This is a genomic window from Paraburkholderia sp. PGU19 (genome assembly GCF_013426915.1).
Classification (GTDB): Bacteria; Pseudomonadota; Gammaproteobacteria; order Burkholderiales; family Burkholderiaceae; genus Paraburkholderia.
In genome coordinates, this window is the sequence record NZ_AP023180.1 from 2,641,778 (window position 1) to 2,661,984 (window position 20,207).

General features: G+C 58.8%; 17 protein-coding genes. 9 read left to right on the forward strand and 8 right to left on the reverse strand.

Annotated elements, in window-relative coordinates:
* Positions 1-81: 81 nt before the first annotated feature.
* On the forward strand, positions 82-1,047 hold the full coding sequence (locus H1204_RS29540; RefSeq protein WP_180731980.1) for a LysR family transcriptional regulator: 966 nt from the start codon (positions 82-84) through the stop codon (positions 1,045-1,047).
* A 217-nt stretch (positions 1,048-1,264) separates the two neighbouring features.
* Positions 1,265-2,410, forward strand: coding sequence for a porin (locus H1204_RS29545; RefSeq protein ID WP_180733338.1), 1,146 nt, complete (start codon positions 1,265-1,267; stop codon positions 2,408-2,410).
* Positions 2,411-2,529: 119 nt separating this feature from the next.
* Here the strand turns inward: H1204_RS29545 and H1204_RS29550 are convergent, their stop codons facing one another.
* On the reverse strand, positions 2,530-2,814 hold the full coding sequence (locus H1204_RS29550; protein ID WP_180731981.1) for a DUF4148 domain-containing protein: 285 nt from the start codon (positions 2,812-2,814) through the stop codon (positions 2,530-2,532).
* A 361-nt stretch (positions 2,815-3,175) separates the two neighbouring features.
* Here H1204_RS29550 and H1204_RS29555 point away from each other — a divergent pair, with 361 nt between their 5' ends.
* Together H1204_RS29555 and H1204_RS29560 are read left to right on the forward strand one after the other, a co-directional pair.
* The gene (locus H1204_RS29555; RefSeq protein ID WP_243468801.1) at positions 3,176-4,819 is read left to right on the forward strand and encodes an alkaline phosphatase family protein; all 1,644 of its coding nucleotides are present in this window, start codon (positions 3,176-3,178) and stop codon (positions 4,817-4,819) included.
* A 483-nt stretch (positions 4,820-5,302) separates the two neighbouring features.
* Positions 5,303-6,475 carry a branched-chain amino acid ABC transporter substrate-binding protein gene (locus tag H1204_RS29560; RefSeq protein WP_180731983.1) on the forward strand — a complete coding sequence of 391 codons (1,173 nt, stop codon included), beginning with the start codon at positions 5,303-5,305 and terminating at the stop codon, positions 6,473-6,475.
* A 106-nt stretch (positions 6,476-6,581) separates the two neighbouring features.
* On the opposite strand, the gene H1204_RS29565 is transcribed toward H1204_RS29560, so the two are convergent.
* The 7 genes from H1204_RS29565 to H1204_RS29595 form a co-directional block, all read right to left on the reverse strand.
* A complete protein-coding gene (locus H1204_RS29565; protein WP_091776830.1) occupies positions 6,582-7,334 on the reverse strand; it encodes a FadR/GntR family transcriptional regulator in 753 nt (250 codons plus the stop codon).
* A gap of 173 nt (positions 7,335-7,507) precedes the next feature.
* On the reverse strand, positions 7,508-8,260 hold the full coding sequence (locus tag H1204_RS29570; RefSeq protein WP_180731984.1) for an SDR family oxidoreductase: 753 nt from the start codon (positions 8,258-8,260) through the stop codon (positions 7,508-7,510).
* A gap of 33 nt (positions 8,261-8,293) precedes the next feature.
* Positions 8,294-9,034, reverse strand: a complete 741-nt coding sequence (locus H1204_RS29575) for an SDR family oxidoreductase (protein WP_180731985.1) — start codon at positions 9,032-9,034, stop codon at positions 8,294-8,296.
* Between the two features lie 31 nt (positions 9,035-9,065).
* A complete protein-coding gene (locus H1204_RS29580) occupies positions 9,066-10,262 on the reverse strand; it encodes an FAD-dependent oxidoreductase (RefSeq protein WP_180731986.1) in 1,197 nt (398 codons plus the stop codon).
* Between the two features lie 35 nt (positions 10,263-10,297).
* Positions 10,298-11,128 (reverse strand): NAD(P)-dependent oxidoreductase, encoded by an 831-nt coding sequence (locus tag H1204_RS29585; protein WP_180731987.1) that lies wholly within the window; start codon positions 11,126-11,128, stop codon positions 10,298-10,300.
* Between the two features lie 12 nt (positions 11,129-11,140).
* The gene (locus tag H1204_RS29590) at positions 11,141-12,823 is read right to left on the reverse strand and encodes a hydantoinase B/oxoprolinase family protein (protein ID WP_180731988.1); all 1,683 of its coding nucleotides are present in this window, start codon (positions 12,821-12,823) and stop codon (positions 11,141-11,143) included.
* Positions 12,824-12,837: 14 nt separating this feature from the next.
* The gene (locus H1204_RS29595) at positions 12,838-14,937 is read right to left on the reverse strand and encodes a hydantoinase/oxoprolinase family protein (RefSeq protein ID WP_180731989.1); all 2,100 of its coding nucleotides are present in this window, start codon (positions 14,935-14,937) and stop codon (positions 12,838-12,840) included.
* Between the two features lie 393 nt (positions 14,938-15,330).
* Between H1204_RS29595 and H1204_RS29600 the strand changes: the two genes are divergently transcribed.
* The 5 genes from H1204_RS29600 to H1204_RS29620 all read left to right on the forward strand — a co-directional run bounded on the left by H1204_RS29600 (position 15,331) and on the right by H1204_RS29620 (position 20,119).
* Positions 15,331-16,080 (forward strand): electron transfer flavoprotein subunit beta/FixA family protein, encoded by a 750-nt coding sequence (locus H1204_RS29600; RefSeq protein WP_180731990.1) that lies wholly within the window; start codon positions 15,331-15,333, stop codon positions 16,078-16,080.
* Between the two features lie 15 nt (positions 16,081-16,095).
* Positions 16,096-17,028 (forward strand): FAD-binding protein, encoded by a 933-nt coding sequence (locus H1204_RS29605; RefSeq protein ID WP_180731991.1) that lies wholly within the window; start codon positions 16,096-16,098, stop codon positions 17,026-17,028.
* A 105-nt stretch (positions 17,029-17,133) separates the two neighbouring features.
* Complete coding sequence (locus H1204_RS29610; protein WP_180731992.1) at positions 17,134-17,916, forward strand: class II aldolase/adducin family protein; 783 nt, start codon at positions 17,134-17,136, stop codon at positions 17,914-17,916.
* Between the two features lie 193 nt (positions 17,917-18,109).
* Positions 18,110-18,562 carry a hypothetical protein gene (locus tag H1204_RS29615; RefSeq protein WP_180731993.1) on the forward strand — a complete coding sequence of 151 codons (453 nt, stop codon included), beginning with the start codon at positions 18,110-18,112 and terminating at the stop codon, positions 18,560-18,562.
* 132 nt (positions 18,563-18,694) lie between these two features.
* Positions 18,695-20,119: an amino acid permease gene (locus H1204_RS29620; protein WP_180731994.1), complete on the forward strand. Its 1,425-nt coding sequence runs from the start codon at positions 18,695-18,697 to the stop codon at positions 20,117-20,119.
* Positions 20,120-20,207: the final 88 nt, after the last annotated feature.

Here is a 20,207-nt window from a genome sequence, read left to right on the forward strand (position 1 = left end):
ATTGACGGAAACGCGCAAGCGTGCCTCTGTACCCTTCCGATACCTATCGGTCGAAACCTGTTGCAACTCCGCTCCATTCCAATGAACAAGCTCGCTTCCATCCGTATATTTGTGACGGTCGCCCACTGTCTAAGTTTTGCTGAAGCCGCAAAGCAGCTAAGGGTGTCAAGTTCAGTCGTTACGCGCGGCGTCGCGATGCTTGAGAAGGACCTCGATGTTCGTCTCGTGAATCGAACGACAAGACACGTTTCGCTGACGCCCGTGGGAAAGCAATATCTGGAATATGCCATTGATCTCATGAAGCTTCTGGAATCAATGGACGAGTGCGTCGCAGATGCGACGCAGCAACCTGCCGGCTGTCTCCGTATTTCTGCATCGGCGTCGTTTGCGTCGACAGATCTCCCGCATCTACTCACCGGATACAGAAGCCTCCAGCCGCGAATGAGTTTCGAACTATCCGTTTTCGAGACTATGTCGGATATAGATCCGGCAGGCTTCGACATTTGCTTCAACGCCGCGCGGCGACTCAAGGACTCATCGCTCATATGCAAGCCAATCGCGCAAACGTGCGACGTGATTGTCGCGAGTCCATCTTATCTGGAGCGGAATGCCGCGCCCCGAACACTTGCTGATCTGGCATCGCACGACGTGCTCCTTTCGTCCGATGCTCCGAGCCGATACTGGGAGTTTCGCGATCGAAACGGAACGCAGCGTGTCGTGGTTCGGCCAATCATGAATCTGCAAAGTCCACTCATGGTGAAGAGGGCCGCGTGTGCTGGACTGGGAATCGCCCGACTTCCGAGGTCTGTCGTCACGGACGAGTTGTCGGACGGAAGATTGCGGATGGTCCTTAACGATGCTGAGCTTTGCGAGAGCCAATGGACGGTGTGGCTTTTATATTCCAGTCATCGACATATGCCAATCGTCCTTCGCACCTTTATAGACTTTGTGGCGGAATTCTACGAGAAGAGGTCCTTACGGCACGCTCAGCGGTCGACGGCAAACCTTATGCAGATGCATCCAGATCTGGTGTGGAGCGGGGTCTAGGAGACCTTGCTGATTACGAGCCGGCTCGATAAAGTTGGTGTCGTGTCCTGGCCGTGGAATGGACGCAACAGAATTTCAGCAATATTGAATTGCTGAGAGAGTGGAATTTTAACGCTCCTAGAGTGTGGCCTTCTTCGGTCCGGGGTTCGCTGTGCGGGATGTCGAGAGGCGCTGGCGATGGACAGAAGACTGGTCAACATATCAAGGAATCGATGAAATGAAGAAGCTCCTGATCGCCGGTGCGGCGCTCGGCTGTGTTGCTGTCCCGACGGTAGCAATGGCGCAAACCAGCGTAACGCTGTATGGCTTGATCGACGAAGGTTTGAACTATACGAATAACACAGGCGGACATTCCGCAGTTCAGATGCAGAGCGGCTTTGCACAGGGGAGCCGGTGGGGGCTGCGCGGTTCCGAGGATCTTGGCGGAGGGTTGAAGGCTATTTTCACGCTCGAAAATGGCTTTGACGTGAACTCCGGCAAACTGGGACAGTCGGGGCGCATGTTTGGCCGTCAGGCATACGTCGGTGTGAATTCAGATCGGTTTGGCGCAGTCACGCTGGGTCGTCAGTACGACTCCGTCGTAGACTACCTTGCACCGTTGACGGCGAATGGTAACTGGGCCGGTTATCTGCTTTCGCACCCCTACGACAATGACAACACCGACAACTCATTCCGGCTCAACAATTCCGTGAAGTACACGAGTCCCGTTCTCGGTGGCTTTACATTCGGCGGTCTTTATGGGTTCAGCAACCAGCCGGGCGGCTTTGCGAACAATCGAGCCTATAGCCTCGGTGCGCAATACGTAGGGGGCCCTGTTGCAATCGCTGCGGCATATATGCAGATCAACAATCCGGGTGCAAACGCTGGAGGCTCGCTTGCGACGGACGATACGAACTTCTTCGCAGGCCGGCAACAGGTGTGGGGTGCAGGCATCAACTACACACTTGGATCCACGATACTGGGCTTCGTCTATAGCCATACGAGCCTTAACGATGCGACGGGCTCGGTCTACACGGGGAATTTTGCGAACACCGCGACCAGTCTGAAGTTCGATAACTTCGAGGTCAACGCGAAGTATCAGTTCGTGAAGAATACCTTTGTAGGCGCCATGTACAGCTACACGCTGGGTCATTTCGACAGTACGGCCGGCAACTCGAAGCCCAAATGGCATCAGGTCGGCTTGATGGCAGACTACAATCTGTCATCGCGAACAGATGTTTATGTTCAAGGGATGTATCAGCACGCGAGCGGTGGAACCGGTGCTGCAGCACCTCTGAATACCGCATTCATCACGGGCACGGATGCGCCATCGACGACGGCCAATCAGTTCGCCGCGCGAGTGGGGATTCGACACGTGTTCTGAGTACCCCGGGGGCGATTCTATCGCCGCACTGTTTCGCCAGATTGAGGCTTCTTTATAGCGGGAATCGCGACGGGCGTGATGCCCGTCGCGGTAACGATGATCTCTTCGCCCACACGCGGTCAATCGGAGGCAGCGCGCGGGGCGTCCATGTTCCCGGTTGCGGATGCGGTATCGCTAGCGGATTGGTGATGCTGGATCGCATACAGTTCCTTGTTCCGTGCGATGGTATCGGCGGAAGGCGGATAGTCGTTCTTGGGAGCAGGCACTAACCCATCGGCCTGTGCCTCGACAAGTTGTGCATGCACTTCGGCACGCGTGATGCCGTGCGGAGTTGCTTGTGCAAAGGCATTCGCACCGAATGCAAGACCGAGCACGGTGGCCGCGAACAAGGCTGGCAGCTTCATGATGACCCTCCTAAGTATTGAGGAAGTGGTTGTTTCCACGAAGACCATTCTAGTGACGTGAGTTATCGCAGCACTGACCGTCTAATTACGAATTCGTTATCCTTTTATTGACGCTCCGTCTATTGAGATATTCAGTGGGCAACATTAGCGAGTTCGATGACATGCGCATATCCGATGTACTTTGCGGCATGACTCGGCGCTACAGTTTTCTTTGTGGATCGTGATTTTCATTCTCATGAATTGGGCAAAACGAAAGGGAAAGGTCATCCTGACGACGTATTAAACGAGCACATTACCTCGCTGTAATAACTTCGAATTCAAAACATTCAGTGAGGTGGAGATGAGTCGTCTAATCAGGCAAATGGGAGCAGGCATCCTGGCTGCAACGATTGCGGTTCCGATGGTCGTTCATGCTGGCGATGATAAGGAGCACGGTCACGATCACGAACGGCGCGACACCGACGTGCGGCATGTTTTGCTGATCAGTGTGGACGGTCTCCACGAGCAGGATGTGGCGCGATGCATCGCCGCTAACACGTGTCGGAATATGGCTTTGCTGGCGAAGTCCGGCGTAACGTACTCCAATGCTTATACACCCGGGCTCTCCGACTCGTTTCCTGGCCTGGCGGCACTCGTGACGGGCGGCTCGCCGAAATCGGCGGGACTGTTCTATGACGTATCGTACGATCGCACGCTTTATGCGCCGTCAGACCCGACGTGCCAGGGCAATCAGGGTTGGAATGTCGTATTCGACGAAACGACGGGCATCGACGCAGAGAACGGCGGGGCGCTTACGCATCTCGATGGAGGAGGCGCCTTTAATCCGCAAGCGATTCCACACGCAAAGACAAATGGCGTGTGCGTGCCTGTTTATCCACATAACTATGTGAAGACCAACACGATCTTCGAGGCAGTCAAGCAACATTTGCATGGTGCCCGGACGGCATGGGCCGACAAGCACGCGTGGGGCTATGACTGGCTTAATGGTCCGTCAGGCAAGGGCGTCGACGATCTGTCACGTACCGAGATCAACTCGATCGATCCGGTGACGGGCACGAACTACACCGACGCGTACGCGCATACTGAACAGTTCGATAACCTGCATGTTCAGTCCATCATCAATGAGATCGACGGCAAGGATTCGACGGGCCAGCAAAACGCCGCTGTGCCGACCTTGTTCGGTACAAACTTTCAGACATTGAGTGTTGCGCAGAAGGCGCCCGTCACGTCTGGCGGCGGCTATCTCGACGCGAGCTTTACGCCGGGCAAGCAGGTGGCGGCTGCAATCGCCTATGTTGACGATGCGCTCGGAAAGATGGTCGATGCGCTGAAGTCGAAAGATCTCGCGAAGTCGACGATGGTAGTTGTCACCGCCAAGCACGGCCAGTCGCCCAGCGACCACACCAAGCTGGTCAAGAACGGCGACACGCTGGTGGGCCTGCTCGAAGCGCATAACTACCTCGATCCGAACGGCCACTTTGGACAAAACAGCACGACGACGGGGAACCTGAATGACGGGACGGGTCTGGTCGGCACAGGCTTCGCGCAAACCGACGACGTCGGTCTCATCTGGCTGCGGGATCAGAGCCAGGTTCAAGCTGTCGTGTCGACGCTGAAGGCCAACCTGGGTTGTAACGCGCCAGGCATCTGCGCGGACGGGCCGCAGGCGTATATCCTTTCGGGACCGCAGCTCGCGGCGCAATTTGGTGACCCGGCATCCGGACGCACACCCGATATCATCGTGCAACCCAACCCCGGTGTTATCTACACATCGAGCAAAGCGAAAGACGAGGAGCATGGCGGGAACGCGCCGGACGACAGTCATCTCGGCTTGATCGTGTCGTATCCCGATGGACATCACCATGAGCGGCATGTCGATCGCCGTGTAACCACCACGCAGGTTGCACCCACTATCTTGCGCGCACTCGGCGTGGACCCGGCATCGTTGCAGTCCGTTCGTTTGGAGGGCACCCGGCCTCTTCCGGGCCTGGGAGAGGATGACTGACCGGGATGGCTGATGCCTTTCGACGGCTCCTTGCATGCAGTTGAATACCTGGTTTCTCCCATGCGCGCTTGACTTCGACCCAGTCGCGTGGCGCGTCGTGTCGCCGACAAGGCGGCGTTCCGGGTATCGGTTCAATAAATAGAATAGGGGCCGCCCATGAGGGTGGCCCCGTCCCTGATGCCAGATAAAAGCGTGCCGGTGTCCCGCACGTTCCCCGCAGAAACCCTCCAGTACCTTTCATCCCCCGACGCAAGTTCCGCCACGCGCGCGACCTGAACGCATCGCGGGCGGCTCTCCTGTGCATCTCGAAAACCCTGGTCCGGCCGGCCTTTTTGATCCATTGACATATGACGTCTCACCTAATACCTTGGTAAACATACGGTCGGGTTTCGAAACGTGGCCGGTGGTTCGCACCGAGCTGGGGCGGGCGTGCCCAGACCTGACACCTCTTTTTCAACCTGTCGAAATTCGCAGAGGAATCAGATGAACATCCCGTATCAACTCAAAAGTATCGTGTTCGCCGCGAGCCTGGCCGCCGGGGCATTGCTCGTCGCCCCGGCCGCTCACGCGGCGGACGTGACGATCGGCTTCGCCGCCCCGTTGACGGGGGCATCCGCTCACTACGGGGTCGATCTGAAGCGCGGCGTCGAGCTTGCAATCGACGACGCGAACGCGAAGAAACTCGTCATTGGCGGGCAGCCGGTGCATTTCGCAATCGATGCGGAAGATGACCAGGGTGACCCTCGCATGGGCTCGCAAGTCGCGCAGAAAATGGTCGACTCGAAGGTCGCGGGGATCGTGGGTCACTTCAATTCAGGCACGAGCATTCCCGCTTCGCGGATCTACTACAACGCGGGTATCCCGATGGTGTCGCCCACGGCAACGAATCCGATGCTCACATCGCAGGGTTTCAAGACGGTATTTCGTGTCACCAACTCCGATTCGCAGATGGGCCAGCTCGCGGGCCATTCAGCCGTTCAGGCGTTGAAGGGCAAGAGCATTGCTGTAATCGACGACCGCACGGCGTTCGGGCAGGGCATGGCAGACGAGTTCGTCAAAGGCGTGGAAGCGGCTGGCGGGAAAGTCGTCGATCGCGAGTTTTCGACTGATAAGGCCGTTGATTTCAAGTCCCAGCTCACGCGGATGAAGTCCTTCAACCCGGATGTCATTTTCTGGGGCGGGCTAGATCAACAGGCGGGCATGCTGATCAAGCAGATGCGGCAGCTCGGCATCAAGGCGACCTTGCTCGGCGGCGGCAGCTTCGAAAACGACACGTTCCTGAAGGTCGCGGGCGATAGCGCCGAGGGTGCCGTTTCATGGGACTACGGCGTACCGTTGTCGAGGCTGAAGGCCGGCAAGGAGTTCGATAACAAGATGAAGGCGAAGTACAACGAGGGCGTCGTGGCGTACTCGCCTTCCGCGTATGACGCGACGTGGGTTCTGATCAACGCGATGCAGAAAGCGAACTCGACCGACCCGAAAGTGTACGGCCCACTCATCAAATCGGTTGCGTTCGAGGGGGTGTCGGGCAATATCGCTTTCATGCAAAACGGCGATATGAAAGATCCCGCAGCGACGTTCTACAAGGTGATTGGCGGGAAGTGGGTGCCGCAAGCGGTCGCGTACGGCGACAAGGTTCAGGCCTTGCAGAACTGACGGGTCGCCGTGCTGGAATCAGAACGCCGGATGAGCGGCAGCGTCACACGACGCGCCGTTCATCCGGCGTTTGTTCTTGAAGAAGCCGCGAGTACGTCGCGCCGGACTACTCGCTGCGCGTACTCGAAAGATGGTGATAGCGCTCCAGACTCTCGTTCAGATGACGCCGCATCGCGCGCCGCGCTGCCGTCTCATCCTGCCGTTCAATCGCGTCGAGGATATCGGCGTGCTCACGCTGAATGCGCCTGATGTAGGTCTTTCGTTCCTTGGCGTTCGCTTTTCCATGCTTGAGACGCAGGTCGATGATGATCTCCTGGCCTAGCGAGCGAAGAATCGAAGTGAAGTGCGGGTTTTCGGAGCAGGTGGCGACAGCGAGATGAAATTCGAAGTCCGCGCGCGCGCATTCAGCATCATCGTCCGCGGCAACGATTTCCATGCGTGCATACACTTCCTTGAGCGCCCGGAGATGATGCTCTGACCGGCGCAACGCCGCATAGGCCGCGCATTCCGTCTCGACGCCGATACGCAGTTCGAGCACATGCATCGAGTTGTTCAGCGTCGTGGTGTCGATAAAGCCCATTTCACCCGATTGACCGGGTGTCTCCGAAACGAACACACCCACGCCGTGGCGGGCAATGAGCCGGCGTCCCAGTTTCAGCGATGCAACGGCTTCGCGCACGACGGTGCGGCTGACGCTAAATTCATTGCAGAGTTCGGGTTCGGTTGGGAGCTTGGCACCGGGCGCATACTCGCCGCGGTCGATCTTGTCGTTCAGTGCCTGGATGACCAGTTCGGTCAGGCTGCGGCGCTTGCCAGTGCTTGCCGCATTCTTGAGGAGGGTTTCAGCGTCCAGAGTCATTCCGTGTACTCACACCGGATCAGGAGTGCTCTGCAATTCTCGGCTGCAGGCGTACCGCGCCGGCGTGGGTGGAACGGGTCTGACCTGCGCCGTATGACATATTATGACTCTACCACAGTCGCGGCCGCGCCGTTGCCCGCCCGCGAACGGGGCGGGGGAATCCTTGATGTGACTCAAGCGTAGATATAACCGCCGCTGACGATGACGTTTTCGCCCGTCGCATAGGTGTTGCGCGCGCTTGCCATCATGACGACCCATTGCGCGATTTCTTCGGGTTCGGCCGCGCGGCCCAGCGGATTGGCGGCGGCGAGTTCGCCGAGGAAGCCTGCCTTCTTCGCCTTGTCGGTCGCAAAGCCGGCGGGCGCGACGGAGTTCACGAGAATGCCGTCCTTCGCCACTTCCTGCGCGAACGATTTCGTCAGGCTCACGACAGCGGCTTTCGTCGCCGCGTAATGCGCATTCTGCGGATGCGCCTTGAACGCATCGACAGATGTGATATTGACGATGCGGCCCGCGACATGCGGCTCGACCTTCGCACGGCTGCGCATATGTTCGATGGCAGCGACCATCATGTGATAGGTGCCCTTGATATTGACGGCGTTTTCCAGGTCCCACTCGTCGTCGGAGATATCGAGGATAGGACGGCGCGGATAGATTGCCGCGCTGTTGATCAGGCAATCGACACGGCCCAGCGCTTCGAGCGCCGTGCGAAACACTTCCTGCGCGGAGTCCTTGCGCGTGATGTCGCCGACCGCGCCAAACACCGTGTGACCTTGCGCCTTCAGCGCGCCCACGGTTTCGTCGAGCAGCGGACCGTTCTTGTCGATCAGCGCAATGCTGTGCGCGCCGTCCGCGAGCATCAGCTTTGCGACGGACAGGCCAAGGCCAGAAGCGCCGCCGACGATAACGACTCGTTGATTCTTCATGATTCGAATATGTCCTGTAGAGCAGTACGTGGATTACTTGACTGAGACGATCTGCGAGCCGCCTGCTGCCTGATCGGTCGGAAACACCTCCATGCGCGACACGTCAACGGCTTCTGGCAGCGCGATGGCCGTCGCGATCAGTTCGGCGATGTTTTCAGGCTGAATCGAGCGATAGGCGTCGTACAGCTTTTCATTTGCGCCTTCCGTGCCGAGCGCCGTGCGATAGAGGCTCGTTTGCACGCGGCCTGGTGCGATTTCCGTAACGCGGACCTTCGTGCCGAGCAGATCGCAACGCAGCGAATCGCAGAACATGCTGATGCCGGCCTTCGTTGCGCCATAGACAGCGGTGTTCGGGTGCGGGAATCGCCCGGCACTGGAGCCGACGAAGAACAGATGTCCGCGCCCGCGTAGGATCATGCCGTCGAGCGCCATATGCGCGAGGCGCAGCGGCGCGCGCAGATTGATATCGATCATGCGGTCGATATCCGCAAGCTCGCTCTCAGCGAACTTTGCAAGCGCCGGTAGCAGCCCCGCGTTATTGACGACGACATCGATTTCGGTACGCGCAAACAGATCGCGCAAAGGCGTCGTGTCCTGCAGATCGAGCGCGATCGGCGTGACGTCGCACTCGCTCGCAAGCGCATCGAGCGCTTTGGCGTCGCGGCCGAGCGCGTAGACCTTGAGCCCGTCGTTGACGAGCCGTTGTGCAATCGCGCGCCCGATGCCGCTGGACGCGCCAGTGACCAGCGCGGTCTGATAGGAATGGGAAGTCATGTTATCTGCCTTTGATCAATGGGCGACGCACTCAGATCACGCCTTCTTCGAGGAAAGGTTTGTTCTCGACCACGCGTTCATAGCCGAGCGGTGCGAGATCGAGCGACCGGTATTGGCCGTACGTGATCAGTTCGCTCAGGCCACGTCCGATGGCGGGTGACTGTTGCAAACCATGTCCGCTGAATCCGTTGGCGAACAGGAAGTTCTCCACCTGCGGATGCCGTCCGACAATCGCATTGTGGTCCAGCATGCAGAAGTCGTAGTGGCCGGCCCACGCGTTGACGACCTTGATCGCCTCGAACGCGGGTACGCGCTCGGCTAGCGCGGGCCAGATGACGTCTTCGAACTCGGAATGGATCACGTCGAAGTCGTTCACATCCGCCAGCGGGTCGGGGTCCGGATAGCAGCCCGTCAGGTAGTACTGTCCTTCGGGACGAAAGAAGATGCCCGTCGTGTCGATGGTGAGCGGCACCGTGCCTTGCAGTGGCGTGCGGCAGTCGAACACGAACAGACAGCGCTTTCGCGGCTCGACGGGAATCTCGAGTCCGGCAAGCCGCGCCATCGCGGGGCCGCGCGTGCCTGCGGCATTCACCATCAGACCGCAACCGATGGTTTCGCCGCTCTTGAGCGTCACGCCCGTGATCCCGTCGCCTTCGCGCACCACGTCGACCACTTCGTTTTCGATGTATTCGATACCCATCGAACGGGCTTTGCGCCGCATGCCTTGAAGCAGCCCGTAGCTGTCGAACCAGCCTTCGCCGCTTTGTCCATAGACGCCGTTGACCAGCCCATCCGTATTCAGCCACGGGAAGCGCGCCTTCAACTTTTCCTGGTCGAGCAACACGACATCGGCGCCGTTTTCGCGCTGGGTCGCGTAGTTGCGCTCGAACATCGGCGCGCCTTTCGCATCGCCGAGGTACAGGTAGCCGTTTTCCTTGAACCCGAGTTCGGGTGCGTCGCCCTCGACGGCAACGAGTTCGTGGAAGTTGCGGATGAACTCGGTGCCGAACTGCGAAATCCTGATGTTCAGCGGGTTCGAGAACTGATGGCGGATCGACGCACTCGACAGGGCCGTCGCGGATTGTGCATAGGTCCAGTCCCGCTCGATAACCAGAACCGAACCGTTGAAGTCCGGGTTCTTCGCCAGGAAATACGCGGTCGCGCTGCCGACGACCGCGCCGCCCACGATCACGACGTCGTAGTGCTGCTTTGATGCTTGCTGTGCCATCTCAGTGTTTCCAGAAAGTCGGTCAGGTAGCGGGCTCACTTCGTCTTCGGGTCTTCGAAGTGGCCGTCGGCAGCGAACTGACCGCCCTGGCAGCGCACGGCGGGATGTCGCGGGTCGCCTACAGGCGTGTTCGCATAGACTTCGGCGCGATACGCATCGGCGGAGTCCTTCGGACGATAGCCCAGATAGCCCGCCTGCGTGTTGTCCCAGAAGTTCGCGCTGTTGTTCGAATTGCCATACACGATCATGTGACCGACGCTCGGCGTCATGATCGACTGGATGCACAGATGCGAAAAATCGTCGTAGGAGAGCCACGTCGCCAGCATGCGGCGGTCGACCGGTTTCGGAAAGCACGAGCCGATGCGCAGACAGACGGATTCGATGCCGAACTTGTCGAAGTAATAGCGCGACAGGTTCTCGACGAAGGTCTTGCTGACACCATACAGGCTGTCCGGTCGTTGCGGCGAGTTGGCGTCGATGGTTTGCGTGCATTCGTAAAAGCCGATTGCATGCACCGAGCTCGCATAGATGACACGCTTCACGCCTGCTTGCCGTGCGCCTTCGTAGATGTTGTAGCTGCCGACGATGTTCGAATCCAGAATCACCTGGAAGGTGTTCTCGCGCGGCGCGCCGCCCAGATGGATCACCATGTCGACGCCCTTGAGCATGTCGAACACGGCATCGCGGTCGGCAAGATCGCAGATGAAGTGCTTTTCGTTCTTGCGTACTTCGCCCAATGACTGGCGATCACTCAGACTGAGCGTCTCCGCATACGGCCGCAGCGACTCGCGCAGCACGGAACCGAGCGCGCCGCTGGCACCCGTGATCAGGATGTTCTTGAACGGAGGCTTGGTAATGTCGGTCATGTGCGGGGCTCCTTACTGGTTGTTCGATGCGCTGAGGGCGTCGGGCGTGACACCGTAGTCGTCCCGCAACTGAGCTTCAGAGATGTATTCGTTGCGGATGTCGCGAAGCAGGGCTTCACGTTCGCGTTCGGCGGGCGAGCCGACGCCGCCGCCGCCAGGCAGCGACAGCACGACGCGTTCATGTTCGGCGACTGTCTGCGTGCCTTTGCCCTTCATCTTCGTGCCGTCCGATAGCGTGACCTGACCCGGCGCGCCCGACTTGCCGCCGGACTGTCCACGCGCGGGATGATCGATGCGATCGAACATCGCGTTGAAGCGGAAGTGGTAGCCGGCGCGTGGACCAATCTCGACGATCTGGCCAAGACCGCCGCGCAGTTTGCCGGCGCCGCCCGAGCCCGAGCGCATTTCCTTGCGCCACACGACAATCGGCCCGACCTGTTCCGTCGCTTCAACCGACATCGCGTGCACGCCGCTCGGGAACGCCGTGGCCGACAGGCCATCCAGTTCAGCGCGCGCACCCGTGCCGCCGCTGTTGAACATCAGGATTTCGCTTCCTTTCAGGCCCGAATCTTCGCGCACGGGACGCGCGCTGACGTGCAGGTTCCAGAGCGCGCCCGAACCTTCAGCAGGCACGCGGTCCGGCAGGATCTTGTGCAACGCGCCCAGCACCAGATCGGGCACGAAGTGGCCCAGCACGTGACGCACGGCAACGGGGCTGGGACGTTGCGCGTTGAGGATGCAGCCTTCGGGTGCCTGAACGCGGAACGGTTCGAGCGACGCGGCATTGTTCGGCACTTCCGGCGCGATGATGCATTTAAGGCCATAGCACGCGTAGGCTTTGGCGTACAGCAACGGAACGTTGATGCCGAACGGGCTCGCGGGAGACGTACCCGCAAAGTCCGCCAGCAGATGATCGTCGGCGACGGTGAGCGTGACGTTGAGCTTGACAGGTGTGTCGTACCCGTCGAGCGTCATATCGTTGGTCTCGACGCCCTTGGGCAGTGCGGCGATACGTTCGAGAGTCGCTTCGCGGCTGCGCGCAAGAATGAACTCGCCAATGCCTTCGACATCCTTCAGATCGAATTCCTTGAGCATCTCCAGCAGACGCTTGTGCCCCGTCTCATTGCACGAGGCAAGCGCGTAAAGATCGCCCACCACCTTGTCGGCTTCGCGCACATTGTTGCGCACGATATTGATCAGGTCGCGGTTGACTTCGCCGCGCTCGATCAGCTTCATGATCGGAACGAAAAGACCTTCCTCATAGATTTCGCGCGAGTCTGGACCAAAGCCGCGTCCGCCGATATCCACCACGTGTGCGGTGCTCGCGAAATAGCCGATCAGTTCGCCGTTGACAAACGACGGCGACACGACTGTGAAGTCATGCAGATGGCCAGTACCTTTCCAGGGATCATTGGTCAGATAGACGTCGCCTTCGTACATCCGGTCAACGCCGATTGCATTCATGAAATGCTCGACGGCTTCGGCCATCGTATTCACGTGACCGGGCGTGCCCGTGACCGCTTGCGCGAGCATGCGGCCGCGCTTGTCGAAAATACCGGCGGAAAGATCGCCTGCCTCGCGCACGCTGGTGCTGAACGCCGTGCGGATCAGAGCCATCGCCTGTTCTTCGACGACGGAGATCAGGCGGTTCCACATCACCTGCATGTGGATGGTGTCGAGATTGCTGAGAGACATGGTTCTACTCCTGATTACTGGGCGGCGTTCAGTTCTTTGGCGACCACGAGCAGGCAGCCGTCGGGCTGCACCGTCGCATCGAAGGAGGACGTGACCAGCGTCGACGTTTCGGGTTCGACGATGATCGCGGGGCCCGTCACGCTTTCGCCGACCTTCAGCGACGCACGTTCGACAATGGCGGCATCGACGAAGCGATGCAGCGCTGCATCGAAGATCCTGCGAGACTTCGGCGCGACCACCGCGTCGCGTGACGTCACGAGTTGCAGGCGTTCGACAGGCGGCAGCGGCGAGCTTGCCTTGACTGCCCAGCTGACGATTTCAATGTCGAGACCATCGATGGGACGGCCGAAGTACTGCGTATAAGCCTTGGTGAACGATTCCGTGAAGGTCGTGCGATCGTCGGCAGTGAAACGGCGGTGCGCAATGGTCACGGGAATTTCCCAGCCTTGACCGACGTAGCGCATGAAGGCCTTGATTTCGACCACGGGCTCGGCTTCCCCCGAGCCCTGACGCGCGAAATGCACGGGTTCCGTGCTCAACTGATCGATGATCCTGTTGATCGCGTCGGCGTCGAACGCATTGAAGCGCATGCTGGCGCTACGCACGCTTTCGTAGCCGAACGGCGCGCGCAAAAAGCCGATCGCCGAGCCAACGCCCGCGCCGGGCGGGACGATGAACTTTTTGATGCCGCTCTTTTCGCACAGACGCGCGGCGTGAAGCGGGCCTGCGCCGCCGAACGTAATCATCGTGTAGCCGCTGATGTCCTTGCCGCTTTCGACGGCATGCACGCGGGCCGCGTTGCTCATGTTCTCGTCGACGACTTCGGCTACGCCGTAGGCCGCTTCCTCGGCATTGAGGTTGATCGAGCCGCCTACCTCGCTGAGCATCGCGCTCGCGGCGTTGTCGGTGGAAAGCTGGATCGAACCGCCTGCGAAGTTTGAAGGATCGAGGCGGCCCAGCAACAGGTCGGCATCGGTGACGGTCGGCTGCGTGCCGCCGCGCTGATAACAGGCAGGGCCGGGTTCGGATGCGGCACTGTGCGGGCCGACACGGATCTGACGCATCACATCGAGCGATGCAATTGAACCGCCGCCCGCGCCGATCTCCACCATTTCCACCACGGGGATCGAGATCGGCATGCCGCTGCCTTTCTTGAAACGGTACGTGCGGGCCACTTCGAAGGTGTTGGCCGTCTTCGGCGTCAGGTCGTCGATCAGGCAGATTTTCGCAGTCGTGCCGCCCATGTCGAACGAGAGAACGGTATTCAGATCGTAGCGCGCAGCGATATGCGCGGCGAAAATCGCGCCGCCAGCCGGGCCCGACTCCACGAGACGGACGGGAAACTCGGAGGCGCTTTCAATCGAGACGATGCCGCCACCCGAATGAATGATGAAGATCGGGCACAGCGCGCCGGCTTCACGGACCTTACCGAGCAGGCGGTCCAGGTAGGACTTCATGATCGGGCGCACATACGCGTTCGCGCAGACCGTGTTGAAACGTTCGAACTCGCGAATCTGTGGCGATACCTCGCTCGAAATCGATACGGAGACATGCGGCAGGCGTCGTTCGATCGCTTCGCGCACCATACGCTCGTGCGCGCCATTCACGTACGCATGAATGAAGCCGACGGCGACACTTTCATAGCCGCCCCGTTCGATGCGATCGACGATGGTCTCGATCTCGGCTTCCGTCGGCGCGAGCAGGACGCCGCCTTGCGCGTCGATACGTTCGCCGAGCGTAAAACGATCGCAGCGTTCGATCAGCGGAGGCGGGAGCTTGATATTCAGATCATATTGTTCGAAGCGGTTTTCGGTCCGCATTTCGATCGTGTCGCGGAACCCTTGCGTGGTGACGAAGGCCGTTCTAGCGCCGCGCCGTTCGATGAGCGCGTTGGTGGCGAGCGTGGTGCCGTGGATGATGACGCCGATGTCCTTCAGCGCGATGCCAGCCTTGTCGGCGACGATGCCGACGCCTTTGATGATGGCGCGCTCGGGCGCCGTGTAATCCGTGAGGATCTTCGTGGAAAACAGTTCTCCACCAAGTTCCAGCGCAACGTCGGTGAAGGTTCCACCGATATCAACACCCACTCGCGCCTTGTCGTGACTGGCCACCATGACTCTCCTGTTTAAAACCATGACATGCGCCGGGGCGTGCCCGGCGAAACACTTCCCGTGAAGCACTCTGGATGGCGTTTTGGCCTCCCAGTCCGGGTCTTCGCCATCCGTCTCCAACAGCGTCGAACCGGTTAATTTTTGATCGTTGACATATGATGAGTGACGTCCTACAGTGCTGTCAACACGAACAAATTAACTTTGTGCTTCCGGACCGCCGTCGATCCTTGTTTGTGCATGCTATTTCATTGATTTATAAGGGGTTGTGCGGTTTATGCCTGGATCGGGTGAAGCGGCTTTCGGTGCGCGCGAGTGACTATACCTATAGGCGAAAAATTTTCTAAGTTCCAATTTTTCACCATTTTTGTGTGATGCGGACTAACGGAGTTGCAAGGGATGAAGATTCTTGTGCCAGTCAAGAGAGTGGTTGACTACAACGTGAAGGTCCGCGTGAAGTCGGATAACACGGGTGTCGATATTGCGAACGTGAAGATGTCGATGAATCCGTTCGATGAAATCGCTGTTGAAGAAGCGGTGCGGTTGAAGGAGGCGGGTGTTGTCAGTGAGGTTGTTGCTGTGTCTTGCGGTGTCGCGCAGTGTCAGGAAACGCTGCGTACGGCACTGGCGATCGGCGCGGATCGCGCTGTGTTGATCGAGTCGAATGAGGAACTTCAACCGCTGGCGGTTGCGAAGCTTTTGAAAGCACTGGTCGGCAAGGAACAGCCTTCGCTCGTGATTCTCGGCAAGCAAGCTATCGACGACGACTCCAATCAGACGGGCCAGATGCTCGCTGCGCTGGCCAATCTGCCGCAGGCGACATTTGCATCGAAAGTTGTCGTGGTGGACGGCAAGGCGACGGTGTCGCGTGAAGTCGATGGCGGCGCGGAAACGTTGTCGCTGACGTTGCCGGCAGTTATCACAACCGATCTGCGTCTGAACGAACCGCGCTACGTGACGCTGCCCAACATCATGAAGGCAAAGAAGAAGCCGCTCGAAATCGTGACGCCTGAAGACCTGGGCGTCGATGTTACGCCGCGGCTGAAGACGCTGAAAGTCAGCGAGCCGCCGAAGCGCTCGGCTGGCGTGAAGGTGGCCGACGTAAAGACGCTGGTCGAGAAGCTCAAGACCGAAGCCAAAGTTCTCTGAAGCACGGAAAAGAACATGACGATTCTGGTAATTGCCGAACACGACAACGCGGCGCTGAAGTCCGCGACGCTGAATACGGTTGCTGCCGCGCAGAAGATCGGTGGCGACGTTCATGTGCTGGTGGCGGGTCACAACGCACAAGTTGCGGCCGATGCCGCTGCAAAGGTGGCGTGCGTGTCGAAAGTGCTGCTCGCCGATGCACCGCAACTGGCGGCTGGCCTCGCGGAAAACGTCGAGACGACGGTGCTGAATATCGCGAAGGATTATTCTCACATCCTCGCGCCGGCGACGGCTTACGGCAAGAACATCGCGCCGCGCATCGCGGCAAAGCTCGACGTCGCGCAGATCAGCGACATCACCGCCGTGGTCAGCGCCGATACATTCGAGCGCCCGATCTATGCTGGCAACGCAATCGCTACGGTTCAATCTCAAGACCCGATCAAGGTCATCACAGTGCGCGCAACAGGCTTCGAGCCCGTTGCAGCGGAAGGCGGCAGTGCATCCATCGAGAAGATCGACGCAGCGGCAGACGCAGGCATCTCGCAGTTCGTGAGCCGCGAAGTCACGAAGCTGGATCGTCCGGAACTGACGAGCGCGAAGATCATTGTTTCGGGCGGTCGTGGTCTGGGCAGCGGCGAGAACTACACGAAAGTGCTGGAGCCGTTGGCAGACACACTACAGGCCGCGTTGGGCGCATCGCGTGCAGCCGTCGATGCTGGCTACGTGCCGAACGACTATCAGGTCGGTCAAACTGGCAAGATCGTCGCGCCGCAACTGTACATCGCAGTCGGCATCTCCGGCGCGATCCAGCATCTGGCGGGCATGAAGGACTCGAAGGTCATCGTCGCAATCAACAAGGACGAAGAAGCACCGATTTTCAGCGTCGCGGACTACGGGCTGGTTGGCGATCTGTTCGGCGCCGTGCCGTCACTCGTTGCCGAACTGTAGGTTCTCTTTCACCCGACAACCATGCAAACAACGGTTGACCATGCATCCAGCCGATGTGCAGCCTGACAACGTTCTTGCAATCTATAAACCTGGAGAGAATTCAGCATGATTTCCACCACTGATCCGCACATCAACCGCAAGCCACGGAATATTTCGCAGGTGGAATGGGATACGCGTGTTCAGCTTGCCGCTGCCTATCGGCTCGCAGCGAAGTTCGAATTGACCGATCTGATCTACACGCATATCTCGGCGCGGGTGCCCGGCACCAATGACCAGTTTCTGATCAATCCGCACGGCTGGTTCTTCGATGAAATCACCGCGTCGTCGCTGGTGAAGATCGACGTGAATGGCAATCCGATCGGAGACGACCGTTTCGAAGTGAACGCGGCCGGTTTTACGATTCATAGCGCGCTGCATCAGGCGCGACACGACGTCGAGTGCGTCGTTCATTTGCACACGACATACGGCATGGCAGTGGCGGCGATGGAATGCGGTCTGCTGCCGCTGAACCAGATCAGCATGCAGTTCTATAACCGTGTTGCCTATCACGAGTATGAAGGCATCTCGCTCGAACTCGATGAGCGTGAACGGATTGTCGCGTCGATCGGCAAAAAGGACTATCTGATTCTGCGCAATCACGGCTTGCTGACGACGGGGCGTTCGGTCGCCGAAGCGTTCACGCGTATGTACTACCTCAACAAGGCATGCGAAATCCAGGTTGCGACGCTGTCGGCGGGGCAGAAGGTCGTGATTCCCTCTCCCGAAGTATGTGAGCACGCCGCCAAACAGCACGACGACTATGCCTACCTCGATACGGTGCATCTGGACCGCGAATGGACGGCGCTGTTGCGACTGCTCGATCGGGATGGCGGGAACTACCGGGTTTGATCTTTTCGATGCACAGTGACGGCTCGCAGTGTTGGCATACGAATTCTTCGCAACTCGCAGCGTCGAACTAAGGGGGCTGCGATTTCCTTTCTCACTGCGTTGGCGCGCTGAACGCGGGGTGCACCGTTTGTCGAAGAGTCGCCGCGAAACTTGCTGCAGGCACGGTGCGGAAGTCCGCGTTTGTCTGGAAGAGATGTTTGACGTCAGCATGATGCCGGACGAGACGGGCGCAGTCACCGGGCGACTCGAAATCGACCTGGACGTTAGCGATGCGGAGGCGGAGCCAGACTGGAATGCTCTCGCGGCAGCGCTTTCTTCAAATGTGCGCGGCGTTGGCCTGGCGCTGACTCAAACCATGTTCCGGTTTCCGTGGCACGGTTGGAAGCTGGAGGCCGTTGCAGCGCGACTGGATACGACGCCTCGTATGTTGCAGATGGCGCTGTTTCGTGAGGCGTACAGTTTCGACGCGACGCTCAGACGCTGCCGACGGTTGAACTCGCTGCTTCAGATCGGTCACGCACACTGCACATTCTCACCAGCCAGAAAAGACCAAAGGGGATGTGTTCCATTTCTCGCCCCGAATCTAACCGATGCGATCCACAGATCGCACATGGAGTTGAGACGCTTCAGCGCAACCCAATCGTGAGTCTTCCACTGCGATGTCGACTGCAGTTCTCCACACGAGAAGGCCGAAGACGCGCGGTTGCTTGCGCTTTAGACGATGGCTTAAAGCGGACGCGAGTGCTCGCTTCCACGTACAAGGAATTCAGGAAGACACATGCAAGAAACCCCACGAAACGCGCTCGCTCATAGTCTGAAGCAACGACATGTCGTGATGCTCTCGATTGGAGGGAGTATCGGAGCAGGCCTCTTTGTCGGATCGGGGCATGCAATAGCGGAGGCCGGTCCGGCCGCGATCATTGCCTATGTACTGGCAAGTCTGCTGGTGGTGCTCGTCATGCGCATGCTGGGTGAAATGGCTTGCGCAATGCCTGACTCCGGATCGTTCTCGACATACGCCGGCAAAGCAATTGGTCCTTGGGCCGGCTTTATGATCGGCTGGATGTACTGGTGGTTTTGGGTGCTGGTGCTGCCACTGGAGGCGACAGCTGCAGCAAACATTCTGAATAGCTGGTTTCCGCAGGTTGAGATGTGGAAATTCTGCCTTGCTGTCACCTTCGTTTTGACTGTCGCGAATCTTGTAAGCGTCAAGAACTATGGCGAGCTGGAGTTCTGGTTTTCAGTCGTCAAAGTCACCGCGATCGTGATCTTTATCGCGTGCGGTTTCGCTGCGATTGCCGGTTTCATACCGAACGTGCATGTCGATGCAGCGTCGAATATTCTCGGGCACGGCGGGTTCGCACCTAAAGGACTCGAACCCGTGGCAGGTGCGATGTTGACGACGATGTTCACGTTTCTCGGCACTGAAGTGGTGACGATTGCGGCGGCGGAATCGGCGAACCCGGAAAAGGAAATTGCTCGTGCCATTACGTCCGTCGTCTGGCGTATTTCCTTGTTTTACATTGGTTCGATCTTGGTCATCATTTCGATTCTTCCATGGAGCGATCCTGCGTTGACGCAGATCGGTTCCTATCAAGCCGTGTTGCAGGTGCTGCATGTACCTTACGCCAAATTGCTCATCGATTTGCTGATTCTGGTCGCAGTATGCAGTTGCCTGAATTCCGGCTTGTACACTGCATCGCGCATGATCTTTTCTCTCTCGGCTCGCGGACTGGCGCCGTCGGTGGTGAGGCGCACCAGCCGCAACGGCGTACCCGTGGTGGCTGTCCTTCTATCCACGACGGCGGCGTTTGCAGGCGTTGCAGCTAACTATCTCGCGCCGAAGTATGTGTTCGAAGCGTTGCTGTCGACGACGGGCTCCATGGCACTTCTCGTCTACCTTGTCGTCGCTGTCAGTCAGATCAGGTTACGCGCTCAACTCGAGCGGGACGGAAAGCTCAAGGTGCGAATGTGGATGCATCCGTTCCTTGGACTCTTCGTCATTTTGCTGATCATCGGCGCATTTGCCGTGATGGTGAGCGGTCACGCGCATCGCGGCGAGGTCGTGGCTACGCTAGGTCTAAGCGCTTTGCTTGCATGTATGGGATGGTTCCACCAAAGGCGAGTCGGAATGCGTCGCCAAGATCCAGTGCTGGACGACGGGGCAGACAGGATGTCTCTCGATGCTGTTGAGCGGGTTTGAAATGTCACTGGCCCACTGGGCCAGTGACGTTGCACTGATCGAGGGTGTGCTTACGTTCTTTGCATCGTCGAAGACAATTTGCTTTCCA

What these genes read in the sequence shown, in the direction of transcription:
- H1204_RS29540 (WP_180731980.1), top strand. Translation starts at nt 82, where the DNA reads ATGAACAAGCTCGCTTCCATCCGTATATTTGTGACGGTCGCCCACTGT.
- H1204_RS29545 (WP_180733338.1), top strand. Translation starts at nt 1,265, where the DNA reads ATGAAGAAGCTCCTGATCGCCGGTGCGGCGCTCGGCTGTGTTGCTGTC.
- H1204_RS29550 (WP_180731981.1), bottom strand. Translation starts at nt 2,814, where the DNA reads ATGAAGCTGCCAGCCTTGTTCGCGGCCACCGTGCTCGGTCTTGCATTC.
- H1204_RS29555 (WP_243468801.1), top strand. Translation starts at nt 3,176, where the DNA reads ATGGGAGCAGGCATCCTGGCTGCAACGATTGCGGTTCCGATGGTCGTT.
- H1204_RS29560 (WP_180731983.1), top strand. Translation starts at nt 5,303, where the DNA reads ATGAACATCCCGTATCAACTCAAAAGTATCGTGTTCGCCGCGAGCCTG.
- H1204_RS29565 (WP_091776830.1), bottom strand. Translation starts at nt 7,334, where the DNA reads ATGACTCTGGACGCTGAAACCCTCCTCAAGAATGCGGCAAGCACTGGC.
- H1204_RS29570 (WP_180731984.1), bottom strand. Translation starts at nt 8,260, where the DNA reads ATGAAGAATCAACGAGTCGTTATCGTCGGCGGCGCTTCTGGCCTTGGC.
- H1204_RS29575 (WP_180731985.1), bottom strand. Translation starts at nt 9,034, where the DNA reads ATGACTTCCCATTCCTATCAGACCGCGCTGGTCACTGGCGCGTCCAGC.
- H1204_RS29580 (WP_180731986.1), bottom strand. Translation starts at nt 10,262, where the DNA reads ATGGCACAGCAAGCATCAAAGCAGCACTACGACGTCGTGATCGTGGGC.
- H1204_RS29585 (WP_180731987.1), bottom strand. Translation starts at nt 11,128, where the DNA reads ATGACCGACATTACCAAGCCTCCGTTCAAGAACATCCTGATCACGGGT.
- H1204_RS29590 (WP_180731988.1), bottom strand. Translation starts at nt 12,823, where the DNA reads ATGTCTCTCAGCAATCTCGACACCATCCACATGCAGGTGATGTGGAAC.
- H1204_RS29595 (WP_180731989.1), bottom strand. Translation starts at nt 14,937, where the DNA reads ATGGTGGCCAGTCACGACAAGGCGCGAGTGGGTGTTGATATCGGTGGA.
- H1204_RS29600 (WP_180731990.1), top strand. Translation starts at nt 15,331, where the DNA reads ATGAAGATTCTTGTGCCAGTCAAGAGAGTGGTTGACTACAACGTGAAG.
- H1204_RS29605 (WP_180731991.1), top strand. Translation starts at nt 16,096, where the DNA reads ATGACGATTCTGGTAATTGCCGAACACGACAACGCGGCGCTGAAGTCC.
- H1204_RS29610 (WP_180731992.1), top strand. Translation starts at nt 17,134, where the DNA reads ATGATTTCCACCACTGATCCGCACATCAACCGCAAGCCACGGAATATT.
- H1204_RS29615 (WP_180731993.1), top strand. Translation starts at nt 18,110, where the DNA reads ATGTTTGACGTCAGCATGATGCCGGACGAGACGGGCGCAGTCACCGGG.
- H1204_RS29620 (WP_180731994.1), top strand. Translation starts at nt 18,695, where the DNA reads ATGCAAGAAACCCCACGAAACGCGCTCGCTCATAGTCTGAAGCAACGA.